Raw genomic sequence first — 24,577 nt, 5'->3', positions numbered from 1 at the left:
TGATATGGCAGGTCGTCGACCGTCCCGGTACCTCCTCGTCGCCATCGTCGTCGTTACGGCGGGCTGTAGCGGGTTCGCGTTCGACGGCGGGAACGGTAGAGTGTCGACGGTGACACCCGCACCGGTCCCGAGCGACGACGTGGGAGCGTATCCCGTCGGCCTCGGACCCGGCGGCGTCACCAGCCCGTCGCTCCTTGGCGCTGCCCACGCAGATACCCTCAACGGGACGAGCTACACGCTGGAGATGACCCGGACGGTGCGGTACGCGAACGGCACGCTCCGCTCGCACCTTCGGATCGAGGTCGCCCTCGACGCCAACAGAACACACTTCGCCAACGTCTCCGTGCGCGGCCACGCGGCCCCGGTGTTGCTCGGCCGACCGCCGGCCTCGGCGTCGTTCTGGTCCGACGGCGACGTGTACCTCCGCCAGCTGACTCGCGACAACCGGACCATCTACAACGAGTACGAACCACCTGACAGCTACGCCGGGACGTGGCGCTACTGGGTGCACACGGCCGCGCTCAACGGCCGGCCTGCCGCCGACGTGACCCAGACGGTCGCGCCGTTCCAGACCCGCGTCGCCAGGGCCGAGAGCGGCGACGGGACGGAGTACGTCGTCAGCGGCGACCGACTGCGTCGGGGCGAAGTCGGGGCCCCGTGGTCGGCGCGCCGGAACGCGACGCTGGCCGCCAGGGTCACCGAGGACGGGCTCGTCCGGGCCTACCGGACCGAGTACACCGCGACGACGGGCGGCGAGCGGGTCCGCGTCACGCGCACCGTCCGGTTCGAGGAGGTCGGGAACACGACAGTCGGCCGCCCGTCGTGGTACGACCGGGCGCGGTCGACCACCGAGTGAGCAGCGGCCGCCGTCGGGCGAGCGGGCCATCGCTACTCAGGGCGAGCGCGCCCCGCTATCAGGTGGCTTTTTTTCGCGCGCCGCCGTTCGACCGGTACATGAGTCTCCGCGAGGTCGCCGCCGAGGCCTATCGGGAATCGCTCCCCGTGCTGGCGCTCAGCGCGGTCGGCGGTCTCTTCGCGGGGGTGGTGCTCGGCGGCATGGAGGCCGAACTCCGGGCGGTCTCGGGCCTGCTCGTCCTCGTGCCGGCGCTGCTGGCCACGCGCGGGAACGTCTACGGGTCGCTCGGAGGGCGGCTCGGCTCGGCGCTCCACCAGGGGCTCATCGAGCCGACGTTCTCTTTCGACGACGAGCGCGTCAACGCGGCGGTCGCGGCGGCGCTCGCGAACGGCGTCCTCGTCAGCGGCGTCGCCGCGGTGATGGCCGTCGCACTCCTCGTCGCGCTCGGACGGCCCGTTGCCTCGCTGGCGACGCTGGTCGCCATCGCCCTGCTCGCGGGTATCGTCTCCGGGCTGCTGTTGACCGTCGCCGTCGTCTCCGTGGTGTTCGTCGGCTACCGGCGCGGGCTCAACCCCGACACGCTCGCCGGCCCGGTCGTGACGACGACGGGCGACGTGGTCGGCGTCGCGACGATGCTCGGGGCGACGCGGCTCGTCCTCGCGCTCGGGGGTGGCTGAGTGACGGACTTCGACGCGCAGTGGTCGGTCCCCGGGATCGTCCGGACGATGTTCCCGATCTTGCTCGTCCTGACCGCTATCGAACTCGGAAGCGGGCTCGTTCTCGATACCTTCGAGGGCACGCTGCTGCGCTACCCATCGCTGCTCGTGCTCGTGCCGGTCACCATCGGGATGGCGGGAAACCTCGGGAGCGTGCTTGCGGCCCGGCTCTCGACGGCGTTTCACCTCGGCCTGCTGTCGTTCGAGGCGACCGACGACCGGCTGGCGGGCAACGCCGTGGCCACGGTCGGGCTCGCGGTGACCATCTTCCCGCTCGTCGGCGCGGGCGCGTGGGGCGTCCAGACCGCCCTCGGCGGGACCGCCCTCCCGCTCCCGACGGTCGTCCTCGTCGCGCTCCTCAGCGGGAGCCTGCTGGCGGTGCTGGCCATCGTCGTCACCGCGGTGACGACCTACGCGGCCTATCGCTTCGGGCTCGACCCGGACGACGTGGTCATCCCGGTGGTCACGAACGTCTGCGACGTGCTCGGAGTCGTCGTGCTGTTCGGCGCGGTGCGCCTGCTCGTCTGAGACGGGCTCCCCTCGGGCCGACGCGACCGATGGGCCTTTGCCGGTCACCGCCCGAGGACGACGCGTGCAGTCGCTCGCAGCCGCCCTCGGACACCCCGCGACCGCCGTGCTCGCGGACGTGGTCGTCCGGGTCCTCCGAATCACGGTCTTCCTCTCGCTGGGCGTCTTCCTCGCGGAGCTCGCGGTGGCGTTCGGCCTCGTCGAGAAGATCGCCGTCGTCTCGCGCTATCTCACCGCGCCGGCGAACCTCCCGGACGAGGTGGGGACGGCCATCCTGACGACGACGGCTTCGACGACGGCCGGCTACGGCATGCTCGCGGACTTCCGCGAGTCGGGCGTCCTCTCGGACCGGGCGACGCTCGTCGCTGTCACCATCAACACGTTCTTCGGGTTCGCCCAGCACATCGTCACGTTCTACGCGCCGGTCCTGATCCCGATACTGGGCCTCCGTGTCGGCGTCCTCTACGTCGCGACGCGGGGCCTGGTCGCGCTGGCGATCACGCTGACCGGCATCGCCGGGGGGGCGCTCCTGCTCGACGCGTCGAACGTCGGTCGCTCGGCGGCCGACCCCGACGCGTCACCGGACGGCGGGACGGCCGACCCGAGCGCGACGGGAAGCGAGACCGATCCCGCCGACGTGCTCGACGACCCGCCGGCGAGTCGCCGCACAGCCGTCCGAACCGCTCTCGCCGAGACGGGCGAGAAGGTCAGGGACATCCTCCCGCGGCTGGCGGTCATCTACGCCGTCGTCTCGCTGCTCGTGGCCTACGGCGACGAGATCCTCGCCTTCGTCGGACGGGACGCGGCGGGCGTCACCGCAGCCGCGGACGGCTTCGCGGGCCTGCTCGGTCTCCCCGGCGCGGCGATTCCCGTCATCGCGGCGTACGCGCTCGACACCACGTCTGGCGCGACGGTCATCGCGCCGCTCATCAGGAACGGGACGTTCACGGCGCGGACGGCGGTGGCGACGATGCTCGTCGGCGGCATCATCTCCTTTGCCGTCTCCACGTTCAAGCGCTCCATCCCGTTCCAGTTCGGTATCTGGGGCCGGGAGTTCGGGACGAAGGTCGTCGCGGTGAACACGGCGCTGAAAATCGTCTGGATCGCGGCGGCGCTGGCCCTGTTGCTCTGAGCGCTAGTCGAACGTGTAGGCCATCATCACTTCGTCGACCTCCTCGCCGCCGATGGTGTAGTGGTTCTTGCGGATGCCCTCGGTGTTCCAGCCGTGCTCCTCTAGGAACACCATCGCGCTCTCCGTGATGGCCGGGACGCTGTTGTACAGCTTCCGGTAGCCGTTGGCCTTCGCCCAGTCGAGCCCGCGGTGCATCAGCTGGCTCCCGACGCCGTGGCCGCGGTACTCGTCTCTCACCCCGACAGTGAGCTGTGCCGTCTCCCGGAGCTTGTCGAGCTGGGGCAGGTCGAGGTGACACCAGCCGATCACCTCGCCGTCGACCGTGGCGACGAAGAACACGCGCGACTCGACGGTGTTGTGCCGCGTGACGGCGTCCTCGTACAGCAACTGCTCGGCGATGCTCTCGGCGACTACGTACGTCCCGTCGCTCGATACGTCGCGGATTGTCTGAACGAGCCCCTCGAAGTCGTCGTTGCGCGCCGGACGGATCGTGTAGGTCAGGCCCTCGGTCTCGTGCTCCTCGACGGATCCCACGTCGAGCGCCAGCATCAGCGTCCCGCCGTCGTCCCTGATGTACCCCTTCGACAGCAGGTGGTTCAGCGCCTCCTCGAACGCTTCGGGGTCGAGGTCTGCCATCTCCCGGACCCGGTGGCGCGCCGCAGTCCCGTGCCGTTCGACGAGCTGGTACACCTCCATCGCCGCCGTCGTTTCGAACGTCGGCCGTTCAACTGCGTCCATATCGGGGGTATGATCTGGCAGGTGCTTAATCATTGTTATTTGGTAACAGGAAACACGAGCTGCCGCCGCGACCTCGGACACGGTGTGGGACGGCGCTCAGGCGCTCTCCGGGATCGGGTCCGAGATGACGACGGCCTCGCCTTCCACCACGCAGTCACCGGTCTCGTCGTCGACGGCCGTGGTCAGGCGGAACCGATCGTCCTTGATGCGCTCGACGACCTCGCAGTGGGCCGTGACCCGGTCGCCGATGTCGACGGGGCCGCGGTAGCTCAGTTCCTGCGAGAGATAGATGGTCAGTCCCGGCAGTCGGGCCAGCGCCGCGCTGATGACGCCGGAGACGAGTGTCCCGTGAGCGATCCGCCGGCCGAAGCGCGTCCCCTCGGCGAACGCCTCGTCGAGGTGGAGGCGGTTGGTGTCGCCGCTGGCCTCGGCGAACGCCTCCACGTCGGACTGCGAGAGCGTCTTGCTGAAGCGGACGTGATCCCCCACGTCGATGCCGTCGGCCGTTCCGTAGCTCTCGAACTTCCAGTCCTCGTTCTCGTAGAGCGTGTCCGGGCGGGTGAACCGCGTGCGCTGGGAGGGCAGGTCACCCGTCGGCGTCGGTCGCGAGACGTGCGGGATGTAGTTCGAGAGGTCCGTCGTCGTGATGATCCCGACCAGCGACCCGTCCTCGATCACCGGGAGTTTCTTGATGTTGTGCGTTCGCAGTCGCTCGACGGCCGTCTCAATGTCCGCGTCGGGGGCGACGGTCACCAGCGCCTCGGCCATCACGTCGCCGACGGTCAGCGCGGCCGTGTCGCCCTCCTCGGCGGTGACCGCCACGACGTCGCTCTCGGTGATGATACCCACGCAGTCGCCGTCCGCCTCGACGACGAGCGAGCCGATTCCCTCGTCGCGGAGTCGGCGAGCCGCCTCGACGACCGTGGCGTCCGGCCCGATCGTCGCGACCGGGGTTCGCATAACGTCTCTGACAGGCAGTGGGACGAGCATCGTGTGGGGGCACACGTGGCAAACGTATAACAGTCCGCCCAGGTCGCGCGCGGACCGTCAACACTCTTAAACACGGACATCAATGGGGTAAATATGACACACGTCGAGACGACACGCGGTCACCGCGACTGCCACCCCGCCGGGAGGGCCGCTCGATGAGCGACCGCCCGGAGATGTTCGAAGGGGCCGACCGAATCTGGATGGACGGCGAGTTCGTCGACTTCGAGGACGCACAGACCCACGTCCTCACCCACGCGCTCCACTACGGGACCGGCGTCTTCGAGGGCGTGCGCTGTTACGACACCGAACAGGGCCCGGCGATCTTCCGCTGGGAGGAGCACCTCGACCGCCTGTACAAGTCGGCAAAGCCCTACGACCTCGACATCGAGTTCAGCAAGGCGGAACTCACCGAGGCGACGACGGAACTCATCCGCTCTGAGGGCTTCGAGTCGTGTTACATCCGCCCCATCGTCTACTACGGCTTCGACTCGCTGGGCGTCAGCCCGAAGAACTGCCCGACGCGGACCGTCGTCGCAGCCTGGCCGTGGGGCGCGTACCTCGGCGAGGAGGCCCTTGAGGAGGGCGTCGACGTGATGGTGTCGTCCTGGCGCAAGCACGCCTCCAGCCAGATCCCGACGAACATCAAGACCACGGGCCTGTACGTCAACAGCATGCTCGCCGGCGAGGAGGCGCGCCGCAACGGCTACACCGAGGCCATCGTCCTGAACAAGGAGGGCAACGTCGCCGAGGGACCGGGCGAGAACGTCTTCGTCGTCCGCGACGGCGAGATCTACACGCCCGGGCTGGCCGAGAGCATCCTCGAGGGCATCACCCGCAACACCGCCATCACGCTCGCCGAGGAACTGGGCTACACCGTCCACGAGGAGGCCACCATCTCCCGGGGCGAACTGTACACCGCCGACGAGCTGTTCTTCACGGGCACGGCCGCGGAAGTGACGCCCATCCGTAGCGTCGACGACAACGAGATCGGTTCGGGGACGAAAGGCCCTGTCACCGACGACATCCAGACAGCGTTCTTCGACCTCATCGACAGCGGCGACCGCGAAGAGTGGTTCCGCTACATCTGAGCGCGCTCACCTGAGCGGGGCCGATTCTCCCGTGCGACCGCCCGACGCGGTCAGTTTTCCTGCACACCCACCGGCGATGGCCGGTCACGCGATCCAGACCGTCAGTCGTCTGCGTACTCTTCCTCGTCAGCGACCGGAATCGGCGTGCCGCCGGCGTTGCGGTTCGTATCGCCGAAGCCGGCGCTCAGGATGCGCGTCAGCGCGTCCTCGACTCGCTCGTCGATCTCCTCGTAGCGGTGTGGCTCCACTTCGAGGACGTAGCCGGTCGTGATGTTCGGCGCGGTCGGCAAGAAGAGCACCTCTCGACCGTCCTCGGTCGTCTTGCCCGTCTTGAACGCCGTCATCCGCATCCCGTCCCACACCTCGAGTTTCACCGGCGACTGGAGTTCCTCGGTGCCCGAGAGGGCCGTCTCGACCGCCATCTTCGAGGCGTTGTACACGACCCGGAGCCCTGGCACGTGGTTCATCACGTCGTCGATGGCCCGTTCGACGAGGTCGCCGACGGCCGTCCGCATCAGATACCCGATCGAGAAGACGATCAGGATGAAGATCACGAGCGTGGTGAACACGCGGGCGAACTCGACGAACCCGGCGCTGGAGGGGAGCCCGAGTGCCGACAGGAGTTCGGCGTCGATCGCCGGAATGACCGCCGCAGAGGCGAGGATACCGTAGAGATAGACGATGACGTAAATCGTCACCAGCAGGGGCAACAGGATGATGAGCCCGCTCGCGAAATCGCGCTTCCACGACGTGGACGAGGCCATATCTATACCTGTCGGGCGCGGACTATCAGCCCTTTCCTTTAGACACCGCGACGCCGGCCGGCTGACGGACTGCTGGTCCTGCTGGCCTGACTGAGACGGCGAGACGAGGCCCGGATTCCGACCGCCCGGCTACCACTCGGCGACGCTGCCGTCGTCGTGTCGCCAGATCGGGTTGTGCCAGTCCACGTCCTTTTCGGCCTGCTCGCGGACGAACGACTCGTCGATCTCGATGCCGAGACCGGGGTCCGTCGGGACGGTGACGAAGCCGTCCTCGTACTCGAAGACCGACGGGTCGGCGAGGTAGTCGAGCACGTCCGAGGTCTCGTTGTAGTGGATGTCGATGCTCTGCTCCTGGATGAGCGCGTTGGGTGAGCAGGCGTCGACCTGCACGCAAGAGGCCAGCGCGACGGGACCGAGCGGGCAGTGGGGGGCCATCGCCACGTCGTAGGCCTCCGCCATCGCCGCGATCTTCTTCACCTCGGTGATGCCGCCGGCGTGCGAGAGGTCCGGCTGGATGAGGTCGACGGAGCCGTCCTCGAACACCTGCTTGTAGTCCCAGCGCGAGTACATCCGCTCGCCCGTGGCGATGGGGATGTCCGTGCTGGCGGCGATGGCCGGCAGCGCGTCGTTGTGCTCCGGCAGGACCGGCTCCTCGATGAACATCGGGTCGTAGGGCTCCATCGCCGAGGCCAGGCGCTTGACCATCGGCTTCGTCACGCGGCCGTGGAAGTCCACGCCGATGTCGACCTCGGAACCGACGGCCTCGCGGACCTGGCGCAGGCGCGTCGCGGCCGCCTCGACCGTCGCCGGGTCGTCGATGCGCTCGATCTCCGGCGTGGCGTTCATCTTCAGCGCCGTGAAGCCGGCGTCGACCTGCTCGCGCGCGGCGTCGGCCACGTCCGAGGGCTCGTCGCCGCCGATCCACTGGTAGACGCGGATGCGGTCCCGGGCCGCGCCGCCCATGAGCTGGTGGACCGGCGCGCCGAGCTGTTTGCCCTTGATGTCCCACAGGGCCTGGTCGATGCCAGCGATGGCCGACATCAGGACCGGACCGCCGCGGTAGAAGCCGCCGCGGTACATCGCCTGCCAGTGATCCTCGATGTCCTCGGGGTTCTCGCCGAGCAGGTAGGAATCGAGCAGTTCCTCGACCGCGGCACGGACGGTGTGGGCCCGCCCTTCGACGACCGGCTCCCCCCAGCCGACCGTCCCGTCCTCGGTCTCCAGTCGCAGGAAGAGCCACCGGGGCGGGACCTCGAACAGTTCGTAGTCGACGACGCGATTCCCACCGTCGCTCATGGCTTCTGTCCTCCCGTCAGACAGCCACCGAGCGTCGATCCGGGCCGGCTCGCGGGACCGCGACGTACCGAGGCGTTCCCCATCGGAGCTGAGCGTGTGTGCATCGTCGGACCCGTCGACCAGCGCGGAGTTAACGATTGTGCCCTCGCCGCCGGAACTGCGAACGGCCGTCCCGCTAGTCCCTTCGAGACGGTCTTCGGCGACCGGGCCGAAGCGCCAGCGGTAGCAACGGTCACCCCGAGGCAGCGCCTCGACTCACAGCGCGCCCGATTCCCACGTGCGAATCAGTCGCGTCAGCGTCTCGTTCACCGGGACCGGACTCGCCGCCGCGTCGACGACGTACCCGTTGATCGCGTCGATCTCCGTCCGCCGACCGGCCGCAACGTCCTGATGCATCGAGGAGCGATTGGCGGCGGTCCGTTCGATCACGTCCTCGGTCAGTGAGACGGCGCGGGCGTCCGAGAGGTCGATCCCGTGCTCGCGCGCGACCGTTGCCGTCTCGCGGGCGGCGTCGGCGGCGAGGTCGTCGGCCGGCGGGTCCGCGAGTGCGCCGTTCTCGACGCGGGCGAGCGCCGTCACCGCGTTGATGCCGGCGTTGACCGCGAGTTTCTCCCAGAGGCGCGTCGGCATGTCGGTCGCGACGGTCGTCTCGACGCCGGCGTCCCGGAACGCCGCGCCCGCCTCGTCCGCGACCGGCGAGCCCCCGCCCTCGCGCTCGCCCAGGACCACCTCGCCGCGGCCGGTGAACGCGACGGTGCCGGGTTCGCGGAGGCGAGCGCCGTACGAGCACGTCCCCGCGAGCACCGGACAGTCGAGGGCCGCGGCGAGCGTCTCCTCGTTGCCCAGCCCGTTCTGGAGCGAGCAACAGGCGTCGAGCGCGCAGTCGGCCAGTGCCGCGGCGGCGTCGGCGGTGTCGTAGGCCTTCACCGTCACCAGCGCGAGGTCCGCGCCGGCGGGCGGGTCGGTCCGCGCGTCGGGAAACACCCGGAACTGCTCGGTCCCGACGACCGACAGGCCCTCGTCGGCGACCCGGCTCACGTGGGGCTCCCGGCCGACCAGCGTCACGTCGTGTTCCCGGGCGAGCAGCCCCCCGAGGAGGCTCCCGAGGCTGCCGGCACCCATGACGACGATGTCCATCAGATACGGGGAGGGCCGGCCCGAACAAAAAGCTACCACCGGCGGCCCTCGACCAGCACGCACTTGCACGCGAGCGGCGAACGGTCGGGCATGAGCGACGACGACCACGACGACGCAGAGAGCGAGGCCGCAGCGGTGGTCCGCGCCATCGACGACATCGGCGTCGACCGGCTCACCGACGCCATCGTCGACGCGTGGGAGCAACTGGACGAGGAACGCGAGGGACCGACGTGGCCCGGTGGGGAGTCGCAGTACCGACTGGAACTAACGGCCCCTGACGAGGCCATCGGGCTGGACGTGCTCGCGGCCGTGCTCGATGCGACACCGCGCACGCCCGACGCGGCGTTCGTCAACCTCGGCCTGGGCCGGCGCGCCGACCCCGGCGGCGAGCGATTTGCCGTGGAGACGCTGGCCGGTCACCGCGACGTGACGGCGGCGGACGACCACACGACCGGGCGCGTCCCGCTGACGGACGAGACGTTCGACGCGCTGGCCCGGGTCCACGGCGACGCACTCCGCTACGTCGTTGTCTGTGACGCCGCGGGACGAGTGATCGTCGAGCGCGACTGGACGACGCTCAGGTTCTCGCTGCCGCCCTCGGCGGTCGAGGACGTGCGAGCGGCCGTCGCCGCGCTCGACGGCGACCGGATCGAGCGGGAACGGTAGCGACCGCAGTCAGTCCTCTTTCCAGTAGTAAATGTCCTCTTTGGGCGCGCCACAGTCCGGGCATTCCTCGGGCATCTCGTCCAGTTCGCCCATCTCGCCACACTCCCAGCAGCGCCACATCAGTTCCGCCTCGCCGGCGCTGCCCGATTTGAGGTGCTCGCTCGACAGCGCCTCGATGCCGTCCTCGACGGTGACGTAGAAGCCGTGCTCGTCGAAGCCGCGGATGGTCCCGAGCCTGTTCCCCTCGTCGTCGAACACCGTCTGTCCGAACGAATACTCCTCGCTCTCGATGTTCGTTCGCATGTCGCCCATACAGAATTACTGACGCGCCGAGATGTGATAAAGACTAGCGTGGTCGTGCAGGACCACTGCGTGCGCGGTGTTCACCGCGAGAACAGGCTGTTGTGGACCGGCGCGAAGTTGCTCTCCTCGCTGTCTTCGACCACCGAGTCGGTGACGGCCTTGCCGTCGACGCCGGCGTCGAGGAAGTCCGACAGCGGCGGGCCGACGTTGTCCGGTTCGACGAGGAACGCGTCGTGGCCGTGGTCGGAGTCGATGACGTGGTGGGCGACGCCCGCGTCGGCCTCGCGGAGCGAGTCGGCCAGCGCCTCGGCCTGCTGGGTGGTGAAGTGCCAGTCGGCGGTAAAGGACATCACGAGCGCCTCGCCGTCGAAGGCCGCCAGCGCGTCCGCATCGGAGTCGAAGCCCGCGGCGAGGTCGTAGTTGTCCATCGCCCGCGTCAGGTAGAGGTAGCTGTTGGCGTCGAAGCGCTCGGTGAACTTCTCGGCGTTGTAATCGAGGTAGGACTCCACGTCGCGGTACGGGAAGAACGACCCGGCGGCGTCGACGGGGAACGTGCGGACGGCGTCGCGGCCGGCGGCGCGGCGGCCGAACTTCTGTTCCATCGACGCCTTCGAGAGGTACATCACGTGGCCGAGCTGGCGGGCCAGGGCGAGGCCGTCGCTCGGCGGGTCGCCGTCGTAGTAGTGCCCCCGGTTCCAGTTCGGGTCGGTCGTGATGGCCCGCCGGGCGATGGCGTCGAGCGCGAGGCACTGCGGGTCCAGCCGCGCGGCGGTGGCGATGGGGACGATGCGCTCGACGTGGTCGGGGTGGCGTTTCGCCCACTCCAGGACGTTCATGCCGCCGACGCTCCCGCCGACGACGGCGTGGAGGTGCGGGACGCCGAGCGCGTCGAGCAGGGCGCGCTGGGCCTCGGTCCAGTCGCGGACGGTGACCGGCGGGAAGTCCGTGCCGTAGGGCTCGCCCGTCTCGGGGTTCTCGCTGGCCGGGCCGGTCGACCCGTAACAGGACCCGGGGACGTTCACGCAGATGGCGTAGTACTCCGTGGTGTCGATGGCCTTGCCCGGCCCGACGATGTCGTCCCACCAGGCGCGGGCCTGGTCGGCGCTGTCGACCCGGTCGCGGCCGGCGACGTGGGCGCTTCCGGTCAGCGCGTGACAGACCAGGACGGCGTTCTCGCCGTCGAACTCGCCGTAGGCCTCGTAGGCGAGTTCGAGGTCGGGAATCGTCTCCCCGCAGTCGAACTCGAACTCGCCCACCGAGACCGTGCCGTGTTCGACGTTCATGTCACACGCTCGATTGCGTCGTCGACGTCCGCGAGGATGTCCTCGGGGTCCTCGATGCCGACGCTCATCCGCACGAGGTCCGGACTGACGCCGCTGGCGCGCTGTTCTTCCTCGGTGAGCTGTGCGTGCGTGGTGCTCGCGGGGTGGATGACCAGCGTCTTCGCGTCGCCGATGTTGGCGAGGAACTGCGCGAGGTCGGTCTCCTCGCAGAAGCGCTGGCTCGCCTCGTAGCCGCCTTCGAGACCGAAGGTGACGATGCCGCCGAAGCCGCCCGAGAGGTACTCCGTCGCGAGGTCGTGGGTCTCGTGCGATTCGAGGCCGGGGTAGGTGACCCACGCCACGTCGGGGTGGTCCCGCAGGTGCTCGGCGACGGTCATCGCGTTCTCGCAGTGTCGTTCCATCCGTAGCGAGAGCGTCTCCGAGCCCTGGAGGGTCGCCCACGCGTCGAAGGGCTTCTGGCCGTCGCCGAGCGAGCGGAGGCCCCGCTGGCGGGCGGCGACGGTGAACGCGCGGTCGCCGAAGGCCTCCGAGAAGTCCGTGTCGTTGAACGCCGCGTTCGGCGCGCCGAGTTCGGGGTACTTCTCGGGGTACTCGCCCCACGGGAACGAGCCGCCGTCGACGAGGACGCCGCCGACCGTCGTTCCGGAGCCGTGAATCCACTTCGTCGTCGACTCCCAGACGACGTCGACGCCGTGGTCGAGCGGGTTACAGAGCGCGGGCGTCCCGAAGGTGTTGTCGACGAACAGCGGGACGCCGTGGTCGTGGGCCACCTCGGCGATCTCTTCGAGGGGCGGGACGACGAGCGATGGGTTCCCGATGGTCTCGCAGTGGACGTAGGCCGTGTCGTCGTCGATGGCCGCGGCGTAGGCGTCCGGGTCCAGCGTGTCGACGAACCGGGACTCGATACCCCGGCGACTGGCCGTGTGGGTGAGGTAGGCGTGGGTTCCGCCGTAGATCGACGAGGCGGACACCACGTTGTCGCCGGCCTCGGCGAGCACGAGCGTCCCGGCGTCGAGCGCGGCCATCCCCGACCCGGTGGCGACGGCGTCGACGCCGTTCTCCAGCGACGCGAGGCGCTTTTCGAGGGTCCTGACAGTGGGGTTGTCGAACCGGGAGTAGACGTTGCCCTGGTCCTCCAGCGCGTACCGCTCGGCCGCCGTCTCCGCGTCCTCGAAGACGTACGACGAGGTCTGGTAGATGGGCGGCGCGCGTGCCCCCGTCGCGGGGTCCGGCTCCTCCTGGCCGGCGTGGACACAGCGCGTCCCGAATCCGTAGTCAGTCATGTACCACGTGCATATATCTCCACGCATCTATAACTACCAGTTACGGCAAAACTCTCTGACAGTGCGGAGCCGTCACAGGGGAATCGGACGCTACCGACCGATAGTGAGTGGGTATTTGTCGGAGGCTGTCCACACGCCGGTATGGACCACGAGACCGCCGGCCGGACCAGCCGGCAGATCCTCGACGCCGTCGGGAACGCCGTCGTCGCCGACGATCGGTTTCTCGAAACGGTCATGACCGGCGTCCTCGCCCGGGGCCACGTCCTGCTGGAGGACGTGCCCGGCACGGGCAAGACGCTCACCGCCCGGTCGTTCGCGACGGCGCTCGGCCTCTCGTTCACGCGCGTGCAGTTCACGCCGGACCTCCTGCCGGCCGACATCACCGGCTCGAACGTCTTCGACGAGGCCACCGGCGAGTTCGACTTCCAGCCCGGTCCCGTCTTCGCGAACGTCGTGCTGGCCGACGAGATCAACCGCGCGCCGCCGAAGACCCAGGCCGCCCTGCTGGAGGCGATGGGCGAGAAGCAGGTCACCGTCGACGGCGTGACCCACGAACTGCCCGAGCCGTTCTTCGTCATCGCCACGCAGAACCCCGTCGAGCAGGAGGGGACCTTCGGCCTGCCTGAGGCTCAGCGCGACCGCTTCATCGTCAAGACCTCGATGGGCTACCCCGACTTCGCCGGCGAGCGCGAACTCATCGACCGGCGGGCCGACCGCACCGAGCAGGCCCCGAGCGTCACCGGCGTCATCGACGGCGAGCGCATCCCCGCGCTCCAGCGCGCCGTCGAGACGGTCACCGTCGACGGGAAACTCAGGGACTACGTGGTCGAACTCGGGCGGGCCACCCGCGAGGACGACCGCGTCGACGTGGGCGTCTCCCCGCGTGGCATCCAGCGCCTCTTCGAGGCGACCCGCGCCGCCGCCGTCATCGACGGCCGGGACTACGCCGTCCCCGACGACGTGAAGGGGGTCGTCGAGCAGGCCTTCGCCCACCGCCTCGTCCTGACCGCCGACGCTGGGGTCCGCGGCGTCGACCCCGTCACGGTCGTCCGGGACGTGGTCGACAGCGTCGAAGTGCCCGCGGTCAGCCCCGGCCGCTGAGACGGCCCGGGGCCACTCCGCTCCCGATCACCGCGCCAGCAGCGGCTCCGCCTCGTCCCACAGTCGCTCGAAGCGGGCCTCGAACGCCGCCGCGACCTCGGCGTCGGTGGTTCCGACCACGCCGAGCCTGTCGGCGGGCGAGAGCGGGTCCGGGACGTCCAGCGTCACCGCCGCGCCGTCGAGCACGTCGAAGGAGAGCCCGACCGTCGGCGCGGTCCGGACCGCCGCGTCGGCCGACCGGTCCGCGAGGAGGTCGGGGAGGGACTCTGGGAGCACGTCGAGCACCGCCTCGCTACAGAGCAGGTCGACCCGCACGTCCTCGTCCACGCCGTCGAGGAACGCGTCGACCTCGGTCTGGAGCGTCTCCCACGACGCGCGCTCGTACGGGGGACCGACGGTCGCCCGGACGCACTCTCGGGCCGTCCCGACGTGGCGTCGCATCGCCGCCCGCATCTCGTCGCTGCCGAGCGAGCCGAGCCAGAAGCTGCTGTCTGCGGGCGTCTCGGGCAGGAGGTCGGACCGGACGGACGCGGCGACCGATCGGTAGCGGTCGAACTCCGCCGCCAGTTCCCTGGTCCGCTCGGCGAGCAGTCTGTCGACGGCCGTCTCGGGGTCGACGGCGGCGTACCGCGTCGGCTCGGTCGACTGTGTCCGGACGACACCGCGGGCTTCGAGGCCGTTGAGCACGTCGTAGATCCGGCCTCTGGGGACGCCGCTGGCGTCGGAGAGGTCGCTCGCGGACACCGCACCGGTCACCAGCAGCGTCCGGTAGGCCGTCTCCTCGTAGTTCGAGAGGCCGAGTTCGCCCAGTTCGGTCATCGTCGGGTGGTCGAACGGCCGGTACAAAGGTCCACAGGACCGAGCGCGACGGGGGGAAAACGCTTCCGGGATCCGCCCTCGGCGTCGGCGGCCGAAAACAACTCCACAGCCGCCGAGCGGCCGAAACACGCCGACAGTGGCGGGACGTTTCAGCACGTTCATCCCCCCGCGCGCCGGCGATCTCACTATGAATCCGTACGTGGTGCTCGGAGCCGCGATCGTCTCGGAACTGCTCGGAACGACCGCGCTCAAGCTCTCGGAGGGATTCTCGAAGCCTGTTCCCAGTCTCGGCGTCGTCCTCGGCTACGGCGCGGCGTTCTACCTCGTCTCGCTGACCCTGGAGGACCTCCCCATCGGCGTCGTCTACGGGACGTGGGCCGCGCTGGGCATCGTCGGCGTCGCCGCCATCGGGACCGTCGTGTTCGACGAACCGGTCGACGCGGTCGGCGTCGTCGGCATCGCGCTCATCGTCGCCGGCGTGTACTGCCTCAACGTCCTGTCGTCGATGGCCGCACACTGACCTCAGTTGCGCTCGAACTCCCGTTCGCGCTCGCGACGGGTCGCGTCCTCGACGTCCTCCAGCGTCTCCGTCTCCAGCAACCGCTCCAGTTTCCGCTCGAACTGCTCGTCGGTCAGTTCGCCCTCGGCGTAGCGGCGGCGCAGTCGGTCGAGGGGCGCGTCCTCGTCCGCGCGGTCCGGCGACGGCGCGGGCGCGCGACGTGGCTCGTCGGCGGGTTCGTCGACATCCTCGTCGTCGGAGTCGCCGAACAGCAGTTCGGTGAGCGGGACGACCACCACGTAGCCGACGAGCAGCGCCGCCAGCCACCAGCTCTGGTCGGTGACGAGGGCGACGAGCCAGACGCCGGTCACGACCAGCGAGGCGAGTTCGGTCGCGTTGTCCCTGGCCCGCTCTGTGAGTGACCGGGTGCGCATAGCGTCGGCTTCTCACGACTGAGCAAAGGGTGATTCGGTGAGCCGGCGCTCGGTCGCTACCGGAGCGCCACTGCCAGCGCCACGACGGCGACGAGACAGCCGACGAGGGCCGCGAGCGCGACCGGCGAGGCCACGGCGACCGAGCCGCTGGCGAGACCGGCCAGCCCGACCGTCGCGACAGCGCCGACGCCGCCGACGGCGACCGAGCCGCCGGTATGGACGAGTTCCGTGCGCCGCGTCGACGCCGCGGTCCCCACCTCACGGCCGAGCGTCGCGCCGAACGAGCCCGCATCCCAGACGACGAACGCGCCGACGAGGCCGGCGAGCACGAGCCAGACGGGGGCGTCGAGGGTCGCGGCGAAGGCGCTCGCGACGAACAGCCCGCCGCCGGCGAGCGAGACACCAGCGGTCGCCTCGCGGAGCGAGGTGGTCGCCAGCGCCAGCCAGAGCTGGCCGACGGCGGTGACGAGCGCGAACAGCGACGCCACGACGAGCGCCAGCGCGACGGTCTCGGCCCCGTACACGTCGACGACGGGCACGAAGAACCGGTCGACGGCGGACGCAGCCGGCGTCGACCGTAGCGCCGCCGCGACGGCGTCGACGACCGGTCCGGCGACGGCCAGCACCGCGAGGACGACGGCCGCACCGCCGACGTACGGCGCGAGGACCGACCCGACACGGTCGGCAGAGCTCTGGACGGCCCGTCGGAGGAACCACACGGCGACCGAGAACGCGGCCCCGGCGAGCAGCAGCCACCAGAGGAGGCCCCGAAGCGCCGGCGCGGCCGTCACCGCGACGAGCAGGTCGTACAGGCCGCCCGGAAGCGTCGCCGCGAGCGCCGTCTGGCCGGCCGTCAGTTCGACGAGCGCGGCGAGCGGGACCACCAGGATCGCGAGCCTGCTGATCCACCGGAGCGAGCGCTCGACCGCGTCGACGGCCCTCGATACGTCCGGCGCGTCGGCCGTCTCGGGGACCAGTTCGGCCAGCGGCAGCGCGGCGACCCCGCGGGCCACTGCTCCGGCGGAGACGCCGAGCAACAGGCAGAACACGGCGAGGTGCGTGCGGCCGGGGACCGGGTCGAACACCGGCCCGAGGACGCCGCGGAGCGCCTCGCCGGTCAGTTGCTGGACGCCCGGCGTCCCGGCGTTCGACTGCAGGTAGCCGATGGCCCCGCGGAGGCCGAGCGCCGCGACGGCGAGGAACGGGAGGAGCGTCGTGCGCACGAGGACGCCGGCGTAGTCGGCCACGCGTTCGGTGTCGACGACGCCGCGGACGGCCGCGCTCGCGCCGAACACCGCCACCAGACAGCCCAGCACGACGAGCACCTGCGAGACGAGCGCGACGACCATCGGGCGGACGGCGGCCTGCGTCGAGACGGGGAACAGGTCCGCGCCGAGGGCGACGACCGTCCCGCCGCTGGCGACCGCCAGCCCGACGGCGAGCGGCAGCGAGAGCGCGCTCGCCAGCACCGTCCCGACCGCCTGCCAGCGGTCCCAGCCGACTAGCCACAGCGACAGCGCCAGCAGGACGCCGGTCGCCGCGCCGACGGCCGCGGCCCGCGTCGCGCCGACGGTCCGCAGCAGTCCGGCCACGACCAGCGCCGTCAGGACGGTGACGGTGGCGAGGCTCGTCGGCGGCGTCCGCGTTCGGATCGGTGTGTTTCCGGTCATGGTCACGCGCTGAAGAGGTCCGCGAGCGAGGCCCGCAGCGCCACGTCGATGGGACTGTCGATGTCCCAGTCGATGACGGTCGCGCCGGTCAGTTCGGCCCGCTGGATCCGGGCGGTGCGTTCGACGCCGGCGACGGCGGCCCCGAGCGAGTCGCCGCGGGCCAGCGCCGGGCTGACCAGCGTCGTCGGGTAGTCCCGGACGGCCAGCGACGAGACGAGCGAGACGGCCCAGTCGTCGGCGGCCGGTGAGAACACCACCACCTGCGCCGTCGGCGGGAGGCGGGCGAGCACCGCCAGGAGGTCGGGGTCGTCGACCGTCCCGCCGTCGGCGGTCGCGGCCGCTGGGACCGACTCCCCGGTCGCGTCGGCCGGCGCGTCCACGTCGTGGGGCTCGGTCTCGCCGTCGCCGGCCGACTGGCGTGCCACGGCCCGACCCACGCTGTCGAACACCTGTCTCGCGTGGGCGGCCGCGTGCCCGCCCGAGGCGTCGACCCACGCCAGTCCGTCGGGGCCGACGCCGCCGGGGACGTCCTCGTCCGCGAGGCCGACGGCGCAGACGCTGGCGACCACGCTGGTCCGCGAGAGCGCGTCGAACAGGCGCTCGGCGGCGTAGGCCGACAGCTCCGCGCCCGTCGGGAAGCCGGGTTCGGGCGTCACGCGGGACGGAGGGCGGGCGTCGACGACCAGCACGGTCCTGACGGCCTGCTCCTCGCGGTAGTCGACGGTCGTCAGCTCGTCGGTCTTGGCGTAGCGCCGCCAGTCGATGCGGTTGACCGGGTCGCCGTGCTGGTAGGTCCGCGTCGAGTGGAACTCCAGCCCGCTGCCGCCGGCGTCGGTCGGGAGCGTCCCCGCCCGCGGGAGCGTCGCGTCCGCCAGCGGTACCTCCGAGACGGTGTTCGAACACGTCAGCGTCTCGTCGCCGGCCGCCGGGAGGTCCGCGGTCACCTCGTCGCTGGCCGACAGCGTCCGGATCCGGACGGCGGTCGGCTCGAACGTGTAGGTCCCGCGCTTGGCCATCACCGCGTACGAGAGCGTCGCGCGCTCGCCGGGTCGCAGCGAGGTACAGCGCCGCGGCGACCCCTCGACGACGGCCAGCTCCTCGGGCACGCCGTCGACGACGCGCACGTCCGTCAGCGAGCGGTCGCCCTCGTTGGTCACCGTCAGTTCGATTTCGACCGGCTCGCCCGGCGTCGGCTGGGCGTCAGAGACGGCGCGGGTCGCCCGCACGTCGATCCCCGGCGGGACCCGCGAGAGCGCGCCGTAGGCGACGTACGCGAGGGGGACGGCCGTCGCCGCGAGCAACAGCGGCTCGGCGGTCAGCAGGGCGACGCTGACGAGGAACAGTGTGGCGGCGAGACCGCCGCGCCAGCGCCGGACCCGCCGGTGGGTCGTCATCGCTCCCCTCCCGACGCCCGCTCGATGGCGTCGACGGTCCGACGGATGCGACGGCGGCGCTCGCTCTCGGGGTCGAGCCACAGGCGGAGGCGAGCCAGCAGCGACTGCGGCCGCGACGGGTCGAGCAGCGCGGCCGCGACGGCGTCCTCCGTCCACGTCCCCGAGCGCACCGCCTTCCGGGCCGACTCACGGGAGACGCCGGCCCCGATCGCGTGGGCCGTCGTCGCCGCCTCGGCCAGCCGTCGGGCGACGGCCTCCATGGCCTCGTCGTCGCCGGCGACCGCGTCGTCGATGGCCGCGTCGACCTCGGCGGCGACGAGCGCGCTCTCCGTCGCCGTCACCGCCTCCGGCGGCTGGTCGACCGCCGCGTCGAACGCCGTTCCCGACCCGCCGGCGTCGCCGCCGAGCCACGCCGCGAGCGCCGCACAGAGGCCGACGAGCAGGCTGCCGCCGACCAGCGCGAACGAGGGGTCGAACGCGCCTGCGGCGGCGACTACCGACTCGCCGACGGCCGCGGGGGCGAGCACGAGCGCCGCGGCGAGCGCCGTGGCCAGCAGGCCGACCGTTCCGAAGACGGCGGTCCGCAGGCGCATCAGGACCGACCCTCCGAGCCGTCGGTCGCGTCGTCGCCCGCCTCGCGCTCGCGGGCCGCGGCCTCGATGGTCTGGATCGCCTCCTCGATGCCCTCGACGTGTGATTCGGCGTCGCGCTGGCCGTACTCCACGGCGCGGAAGGCGTCGCGGACCGTCCGCACGGCGGCCGGTGGGAGTCTGTCGCGCTCGATGGCGTGGGCGGCGATCTCGCCGGGCGTCCGCGTCCAGTACCGGCGGAGCGAGACGTGACCGAGGAAGCGCGACCACGCCTCGCGGACGGTGATCCGGGCAGCGTCTCCGTCGGACGAGGCCGCCTCAGCGCCGGAGGCAGCGCCGAACGCGTCGCCGACTGCCTCCTCGGCGGCGGCGCGGCGGTCGCGGAGCCACGCCCGAAGCGCGGCGAGCAGTTCGCTCGGGGTCGCGCGGCCGGCGACCAGGTCCCGGAGCGCCGCGGCGGTCAGCGCCAGTCGGTCGCGGAGCGAGACGAGCAGGTCGTCGCACAGTCCGGCGAGCGCGACGAGCGCCCCGACGGCGGCCTCGCGCGCCGCGCCGAGCAGCGCCAGCAGGGTCGCCGGCGTGACGTTCCGGCGGCGCGCGCCCGCGACCGAACCGACGAGGAGCGCGGCGAGGGGGACGCCGACCAGCGCGGCGTTGACGAACAGCCCGCCGACGGTCGTCGTCGCCGTCTGGCCGTGCTTCGACACCGCGAGTTCGGCCCCGGACGCGAGCGGCAGACCGACCGTCGCCGTGCCGGTCGCGCCGGTGCTCGCGACGGGTGTTCCGTCCAGTTCGATGGTCGCGTTCGCCACCGGCTCGCCGCCCATCGTCGCGTTCACCGTCTGACCGGTCCCCGGGAGCGCGAGCGGGAGCGTCGGAGACGTGGACACGGCGAGGCGTTCGAGTTCGACAGTCGCGTTGCCGCGGACCGAGCCGCGACGGACGGTGAGCAAGACCTCGCCCGGTTCGGACGGGAGCGTGACGGTGGCGCGGCCCCGCCGGTCGGTCGTGGCGACGCGCTCGTCGTTGCGGAAGACGGCGGCCTCGCGAACCGGCACGTCGTCGACGGACGCGGTGACGGTCACCTCGCCGCCGGTGACCGTCTCGCCAGTGACGCTCACCGCGGCCTCGGTCTCCAGGTCGAAGGTCTCGTTCGCCGACTGCTGGGCCCGCGGCCCGGCGACGGCGAAGGCGCGGCCCGCGTCCCGCGGCACCGCCGGGACCGACAGCGACGGCTCCCCGCCGGGCGCGGAGACGCTGATCGTCAGCCGCTCCTCGTAGGGGACGGTCCCGACGACGGTCCCGTCGGGTCCGGTGGTCCCCACCGGCTCGCCGTTGAAGTACACCGCCGCGCCCTCGATGGGCGCGCCGTCGCGGGTTACCGTGGCCGTGACCGCCGCCCCCGGCGTCGCCGTCCGGTTGAGTTCGACGGAGAACGCGTCGGACTCGCCGCCCGCGTCGTCGCCGCTCGACTCGCCGTCGGAATCACCCGAGTCGGACCCGCCGTCAGTCTCCGTCCCGGTTTCGTCGGCCCCGGTAGCGCCGGTTCCCTCGCCGTCCGTCGGTGCGGCGGTTCCCGGGGGCGTGGGGGTCGGCGTCCCGACCGAGAAGTTCTCGCCGGGACTGCCGGACTCCGAGGCGCTGTATGACTGGCTCGCGTTTCGCATCGCCTGCTGCTCCGACGCCAGTCGCTCCTGTCCGGGCGTCGGATCGAACTTCACCCAGCCGACGCCCTCGAAGTACACCTCCACCCACGCGTGGGCGTTCATGCCCCGCACGGTGTACTCGCTGCGGCCCGTTCGCTCGCCGGTGGAGTAGCCGACGACGTAGCGCGCGGGGATGTCCTGGCTCCGCAGCATCACCGCCATCGACGTGGCGAAGTACTCGCAGTACCCCTCGTCCATCTCGAAGACGAACTCGGAGGCCACGTCGTCGTCCGGCGGCTGGCTGACGTTCAGCGAGTAGTTCTTGTTCGCCTCCAGCCACCGCTCGACGATCGTCGCCGTCTCGTAGGGCGACTCGCTGTCGGCGGTGAGCCGGTCGGTGAACGGGCCGATGCGGGCCGACGACTCGGCGGGGACGCCGGTGTAGCGCTCCTCGATGTGCTCGGGGTAGTCGCGACCGCTCGCGCGCAAGACGGCGGGGTCGTCCGGCGGCGTGACGCTGGTCGCACTGTAGGTGGTCCCGGCCGGGAGCGCCCGCTCGGTCGTGATCGCGCGGTCCTGCGTGACCAGCACGTCATCGCGCGACACCGTTCGCGGCCGCCAGACGGTCGGCAGCGAGGACGCCGACTTCGCCAGTTGCACGTCGTAGCTGACCGTGGCGTCGGCCAAGCCCTCGGTCGGAATCGGACCGTCGTACGGTCTCGGCCGGGCGCGCCCGGTCCAGCCCGCCCCGGTGTAGTTCCCGTACGCGGCGGTCCGCCAGTAGGCCGGCTCGGCGCTCCGGACCGTGAAGTGCGTCTCCGTGCTCTGTGAGGTGAACGCGCCGTCGCCGCCGAGGTCGCCGCCGACCGAGGTCTGGCCGCCTGGGTTCAGCGCGCCCAGTCCGCCGCCGCTCCCGCCCGGCGAGCTCCCGCCCTCGAAGGGGCTCTCGCCTGGGAGCGGGACGAGCGACTCGGCGGGACTCTGTGCGCCGGCCGGAGCGAGAATCGGGAGCGTCGCCGCCGCGAGGAGGAGGGCGACCACGCAGACCGCGGTGAGCAGGACCCGGAGGTAGTCCCGGTCGGCCGATACGTCACCGAAGGGCGAGTCGTCGGAGACCATGAAACGGCGGAAATCAGTTGTGTAGCCATCTCGGTCCCGGCGGTATAAATCTGCTGTCAGCGACGGGGTGCGTGACCGTTCCGTCCGGCGGTCGCACGATCTGCCACCGCCGTCGGTCCGACGCGGCTCGGTGGATACAAGCCCCCGGCCCAACAACCGGGCGGCAATGAGCGACTCCGAGGAGACCGTCCGGTGCTGGCTGGTCGAGCGGTCCAGTTACGGCGACGAACGCATGGTGACGCTCGTCTACGCGACCCCGACGGGCGACCGACAGCTGACCAAGCAGCTCTCGCCGAACCTGCTCATGCGAAAGCGCGTCACCGCGGCCGTCGACGTGGAGCCGGAACGGCTCGAACCGGTGACCGACGAGGAGACGCGCGAGCGCTACGCCGCCGAGGCCGAGCGGATGGCCGAGCGCCACGACCCCGACGCGGAAGTCTGAGTGCTTCGACGACGGGACGGTGGCGAAACCGCCGACGAACCGCCCGAAAGAGCCGCCGTGATGTTTTTTCCCTGACACGCAGAACACGAAAGACTATACACGCGGCCGGCACAAACGCGCCGTATGGCAGCGATAGAACTGGACGGCGTCACCAAGCAGTTCGGCGACCTCACCGCGCTGCAAGGGGTCGATCTCACCGTCGAAGAGGGTGAGATCTTCGGCTTTCTCGGTCCCAACGGGGCCGGAAAGTCGACGACCATCAACATCCTCCTCGACTTCGTCCGGGCGACGGACGGGTCGGCGACCGTCCTCGGCCACGACATCCACGACGAGTCCAAGGCGATTCGCGCCCGGACCGGCGTCCTCCCCGAAGGCTACGACGTGTACGACCGCCTCACCGGGCGACAGCACCTCCAGTTCGTCGTCGAGTCGAAAGACGCCGACGACGACCCCGGCGCGCTCGCCGAGCGGGTCGGCATCGCCGACGCCATCGACCGGAAGGCCGGCGGCTACTCGAAGGGGATGCAACAGCGACTGGTCCTCGCGATGGCGCTGGTCGGCGAGCCCGACCTGCTCATCCTCGACGAACCCACGACGGGTCTCGACCCCAACGGGGCGCGCCTGATGCGCGAACTCATCCGCGAGGAGAACGAGCGCGGCGCGACGGTGTTCTTCTCCAGTCACATCCTCGGCCAGGTCGAGGCCGTCTGTGACACCGTCGGCATCCTCCAGGACGGTCGCCTCATCGCGAAAGACAGCGTCGAGGGACTCCGCGAGGCCGCAGCCGGCGACACCGTCCTCCGGGTGACGCTTTCCGACGCCGACGGCGTGGCGGACGCCAGCGCGGCCGTCGAGGGACTCGACGAAGTCTCCGCCGTGACCGCCGACGGAACGACACTGACCGTCACCTGCGACGGCGACGCGAAGATGGCCGTCCTCAACGCCGTCGAGGAGAGCGGCAACGAGGTCGCCAACTTCGAGACCGAGGAGGCGTCCCTGGACGAGGTGTTCGCCGCCTACACCGGCGACCAGGAGCAGACCCAGCCGGAGGTCGACGCATGAGCGCCGGCGAGAACCCCGTCACGCGCCTGCTGGGCGACATCGATACGAGCATCAAGAACTCCGAGTTCGCCGACTGGTATCCCGTCAGCAAGAAGGAGTTCCGCGACACCGTTCGCTCCCCGTGGATCTGGCTGCTGTCGTTCATCTTCATCGTCCTGTTCGCCCTGCCGGCGATGCTGGGGCTGTACTTCAACATCGGCCAGCAGTTCGCCGACGCCGGCGCGTCGCTGACCTCGGACGCCTACGTCCAGTTCGCGCTCCCCATCACCGCGCCGCTCTTGCCGGCCGTCGCCATCGTCATCGGCTACGCCGCCATCGCCCGCGAGAGCGAGCGCGGATCGCTGAAGATACTGCTGTCGCTCCCCTACACTCGCGGCGAGATCCTCGCGGGGAAGTTCGTCGGCCGGAGCGCCATCACGCTCATCCCGGTGACGGTCGGTCTGCTGACCGCACTGCTCGTGTTGCTCCCCTCGCAGATCGAGGTCGCCTGGCAGACGTACCTGCTGTTCGCGCTGGTGACGATGGCCTACGGCGTCGTGTTCACCGCGTTCGCCATCGGCCTCTCGGCGGCGCTGAAGACGGCCCGGCGGACGATGGCCGCGTCGCTCGGCATCTACGTCTACCTGCAGGTGTTCTGGTCGAACCTCGGGCCCGGCCTCGGCCGGCTCCTGGCCGACCACGCGAACATCTCGCAAGTGACGCGGCTGCACGTGGAACTGTTCGTCTCGCTGCTGAGCCCCATCACGGCCTACCGGACGCTCGTGCAGGGACTGCTCCAGGAGTCGGCGATCCTCTCTCGGATCGGACTCACGTCGAACCCCCAGGCCGCCTGCGAAGAGATGCTCGGCGGCACGATCGAAATGACCCAGACGGGCCCCCAGTGCGCTGAGGCCGCGCTGCCACCGCAGTACGGTACCGTCGCCGTCGTCGGCTACCTCCTGCTGTGGCTCGTCGTCCCGCTGGTCGCGGGCTACTTCGCCTTCGAGGGCAAGGACCTGTAACGCCCGTCGCTACGGACACG

25 protein-coding genes are annotated in these 24,577 nt (G+C 70.8%); 11 read left to right on the top strand and 14 right to left on the bottom strand.

The genetic code is table 11. From position 1 onward, the window contains the following. Nucleotides 1–4: 4 nt before the first annotated feature. The 4 genes from ACOZ4I_RS01615 to ACOZ4I_RS01600 all read left to right on the top strand — a co-directional run bounded on the left by ACOZ4I_RS01615 (nt 5) and on the right by ACOZ4I_RS01600 (nt 3,232). Nucleotides 5–856, top strand: a complete 852-nt coding sequence (locus ACOZ4I_RS01615) for a DUF7537 family lipoprotein (protein ID WP_424002362.1) — start codon at nt 5–7, stop codon at nt 854–856. Between the two features lie 98 nt (nt 857–954). After that, a complete protein-coding gene (locus ACOZ4I_RS01610) occupies nt 955–1,533 on the top strand; it encodes a magnesium transporter (RefSeq protein WP_424002360.1) in 579 nt (192 codons plus the stop codon). A 48-nt stretch (nt 1,534–1,581) separates the two neighbouring features. Then, complete coding sequence (locus tag ACOZ4I_RS01605) at nt 1,582–2,100, top strand: magnesium transporter (protein WP_424004770.1); 519 nt, start codon at nt 1,582–1,584, stop codon at nt 2,098–2,100. 64 nt (nt 2,101–2,164) lie between these two features. After that, nucleotides 2,165–3,232: a nucleoside recognition protein gene (locus tag ACOZ4I_RS01600; RefSeq protein WP_424002358.1), complete on the top strand. Its 1,068-nt coding sequence runs from the start codon at nt 2,165–2,167 to the stop codon at nt 3,230–3,232. Nucleotides 3,233–3,235: 3 nt separating this feature from the next. On the opposite strand, the gene ACOZ4I_RS01595 is transcribed toward ACOZ4I_RS01600, so the two are convergent. Then, the gene (locus ACOZ4I_RS01595; protein WP_424002356.1) at nt 3,236–3,970 is read right to left on the bottom strand and encodes an N-acetyltransferase family protein; all 735 of its coding nucleotides are present in this window, start codon (nt 3,968–3,970) and stop codon (nt 3,236–3,238) included. Between the two features lie 96 nt (nt 3,971–4,066). Beyond that, the gene (locus ACOZ4I_RS01590) at nt 4,067–4,960 is read right to left on the bottom strand and encodes a CBS domain-containing protein (protein ID WP_424002354.1); all 894 of its coding nucleotides are present in this window, start codon (nt 4,958–4,960) and stop codon (nt 4,067–4,069) included. Between the two features lie 155 nt (nt 4,961–5,115). Between ACOZ4I_RS01590 and ACOZ4I_RS01585 the strand changes: the two genes are divergently transcribed. Continuing rightward, a complete protein-coding gene (locus tag ACOZ4I_RS01585) occupies nt 5,116–6,048 on the top strand; it encodes a branched-chain amino acid transaminase (protein ID WP_424002352.1) in 933 nt (310 codons plus the stop codon). A 101-nt stretch (nt 6,049–6,149) separates the two neighbouring features. On the opposite strand, the gene ACOZ4I_RS01580 is transcribed toward ACOZ4I_RS01585, so the two are convergent. From ACOZ4I_RS01580 to ACOZ4I_RS01570, 3 genes are all read right to left on the bottom strand, one after another. Then, a complete protein-coding gene (locus ACOZ4I_RS01580; protein WP_424002350.1) occupies nt 6,150–6,812 on the bottom strand; it encodes a DUF502 domain-containing protein in 663 nt (220 codons plus the stop codon). A gap of 129 nt (nt 6,813–6,941) precedes the next feature. Continuing rightward, the gene (dgoD, locus tag ACOZ4I_RS01575) at nt 6,942–8,108 is read right to left on the bottom strand and encodes a galactonate dehydratase (protein WP_424002348.1); all 1,167 of its coding nucleotides are present in this window, start codon (nt 8,106–8,108) and stop codon (nt 6,942–6,944) included. 255 nt (nt 8,109–8,363) lie between these two features. Next, nucleotides 8,364–9,245 carry a ketopantoate reductase family protein gene (locus ACOZ4I_RS01570; protein WP_424002346.1) on the bottom strand — a complete coding sequence of 294 codons (882 nt, stop codon included), beginning with the start codon at nt 9,243–9,245 and terminating at the stop codon, nt 8,364–8,366. Nucleotides 9,246–9,335: 90 nt separating this feature from the next. Between ACOZ4I_RS01570 and ACOZ4I_RS01565 the strand changes: the two genes are divergently transcribed. Next, nucleotides 9,336–9,911 (top strand): hypothetical protein, encoded by a 576-nt coding sequence (locus ACOZ4I_RS01565; protein ID WP_424002344.1) that lies wholly within the window; start codon nt 9,336–9,338, stop codon nt 9,909–9,911. 9 nt (nt 9,912–9,920) lie between these two features. On the opposite strand, the gene ACOZ4I_RS01560 is transcribed toward ACOZ4I_RS01565, so the two are convergent. From ACOZ4I_RS01560 to ACOZ4I_RS01550, 3 genes are all read right to left on the bottom strand, one after another. After that, nucleotides 9,921–10,223, bottom strand: a complete 303-nt coding sequence (locus tag ACOZ4I_RS01560; RefSeq protein ID WP_424002342.1) for a DUF7130 family rubredoxin-like protein — start codon at nt 10,221–10,223, stop codon at nt 9,921–9,923. A 71-nt stretch (nt 10,224–10,294) separates the two neighbouring features. After that, on the bottom strand, nt 10,295–11,497 hold the full coding sequence (gene metX / locus ACOZ4I_RS01555) for a homoserine O-acetyltransferase MetX (RefSeq protein ID WP_424002340.1): 1,203 nt from the start codon (nt 11,495–11,497) through the stop codon (nt 10,295–10,297). After that, nucleotides 11,494–12,780, bottom strand: a complete 1,287-nt coding sequence (locus ACOZ4I_RS01550; RefSeq protein WP_424002338.1) for an O-acetylhomoserine aminocarboxypropyltransferase/cysteine synthase family protein — start codon at nt 12,778–12,780, stop codon at nt 11,494–11,496. The genes metX and ACOZ4I_RS01550 overlap by 4 nt, the downstream gene beginning before the upstream one ends. Nucleotides 12,781–12,921: 141 nt before the next feature. Here ACOZ4I_RS01550 and ACOZ4I_RS01545 point away from each other — a divergent pair, with 141 nt between their 5' ends. After that, entirely contained in the window at nt 12,922–13,881 is a 960-nt protein-coding gene (locus tag ACOZ4I_RS01545) for an AAA family ATPase (RefSeq protein WP_424002336.1), read from the top strand. A gap of 27 nt (nt 13,882–13,908) precedes the next feature. On the opposite strand, the gene ACOZ4I_RS01540 is transcribed toward ACOZ4I_RS01545, so the two are convergent. Beyond that, a complete protein-coding gene (locus ACOZ4I_RS01540) occupies nt 13,909–14,700 on the bottom strand; it encodes a TrmB family transcriptional regulator (RefSeq protein ID WP_424002334.1) in 792 nt (263 codons plus the stop codon). A 187-nt stretch (nt 14,701–14,887) separates the two neighbouring features. Between ACOZ4I_RS01540 and ACOZ4I_RS01535 the strand changes: the two genes are divergently transcribed. Next, a complete protein-coding gene (locus tag ACOZ4I_RS01535; protein ID WP_424002332.1) occupies nt 14,888–15,220 on the top strand; it encodes a DMT family transporter in 333 nt (110 codons plus the stop codon). A 2-nt stretch (nt 15,221–15,222) separates the two neighbouring features. On the opposite strand, the gene ACOZ4I_RS01530 is transcribed toward ACOZ4I_RS01535, so the two are convergent. Genes ACOZ4I_RS01530 through ACOZ4I_RS01510 form a run of 5 tightly spaced genes read right to left on the bottom strand, consistent with a single transcriptional unit; the run spans nt 15,223 to nt 22,052 of the window. Beyond that, nucleotides 15,223–15,633, bottom strand: a complete 411-nt coding sequence (locus ACOZ4I_RS01530) for an SHOCT domain-containing protein (RefSeq protein ID WP_424002330.1) — start codon at nt 15,631–15,633, stop codon at nt 15,223–15,225. A 56-nt stretch (nt 15,634–15,689) separates the two neighbouring features. After that, nucleotides 15,690–17,303, bottom strand: coding sequence for a DUF7519 family protein (locus tag ACOZ4I_RS01525; protein WP_424002328.1), 1,614 nt, complete (start codon nt 17,301–17,303; stop codon nt 15,690–15,692). Nucleotides 17,304–17,305: 2 nt separating this feature from the next. Further along, nucleotides 17,306–18,697, bottom strand: coding sequence for a DUF58 domain-containing protein (locus ACOZ4I_RS01520; RefSeq protein WP_424002326.1), 1,392 nt, complete (start codon nt 18,695–18,697; stop codon nt 17,306–17,308). Further along, a complete protein-coding gene (locus ACOZ4I_RS01515) occupies nt 18,694–19,290 on the bottom strand; it encodes a DUF7269 family protein (protein WP_424002324.1) in 597 nt (198 codons plus the stop codon). Before ACOZ4I_RS01515 ends, ACOZ4I_RS01520 begins: the two co-directional genes overlap by 4 nt. Continuing rightward, nucleotides 19,290–22,052: a transglutaminase TgpA family protein gene (locus ACOZ4I_RS01510; RefSeq protein ID WP_424002322.1), complete on the bottom strand. Its 2,763-nt coding sequence runs from the start codon at nt 22,050–22,052 to the stop codon at nt 19,290–19,292. The genes ACOZ4I_RS01515 and ACOZ4I_RS01510 overlap by 1 nt, the downstream gene beginning before the upstream one ends. A 166-nt stretch (nt 22,053–22,218) precedes the next feature. Between ACOZ4I_RS01510 and ACOZ4I_RS01505 the strand changes: the two genes are divergently transcribed. From ACOZ4I_RS01505 to ACOZ4I_RS01495, 3 genes are all read left to right on the top strand, one after another. After that, a complete protein-coding gene (locus ACOZ4I_RS01505) occupies nt 22,219–22,494 on the top strand; it encodes a hypothetical protein (protein ID WP_424002320.1) in 276 nt (91 codons plus the stop codon). A 123-nt stretch (nt 22,495–22,617) separates the two neighbouring features. Beyond that, nucleotides 22,618–23,556 (top strand): ATP-binding cassette domain-containing protein, encoded by a 939-nt coding sequence (locus ACOZ4I_RS01500; protein WP_424002318.1) that lies wholly within the window; start codon nt 22,618–22,620, stop codon nt 23,554–23,556. Beyond that, nucleotides 23,553–24,557 carry an ABC transporter permease gene (locus tag ACOZ4I_RS01495; protein ID WP_424002316.1) on the top strand — a complete coding sequence of 335 codons (1,005 nt, stop codon included), beginning with the start codon at nt 23,553–23,555 and terminating at the stop codon, nt 24,555–24,557. The genes ACOZ4I_RS01500 and ACOZ4I_RS01495 overlap by 4 nt, the downstream gene beginning before the upstream one ends. The last annotated feature ends 20 nt before the right edge of the window (nt 24,558–24,577 follow it).

The organism is Haloarcula salina (assembly GCF_049603855.1).
GTDB classification, from domain to species: domain Archaea; phylum Halobacteriota; class Halobacteria; order Halobacteriales; family Haloarculaceae; genus Haloarcula; species Haloarcula salina_A.
The sequence above is the reverse complement of the archived record's forward strand: the minus strand, read 5'-3'. Positions and strand labels throughout refer to the sequence as shown.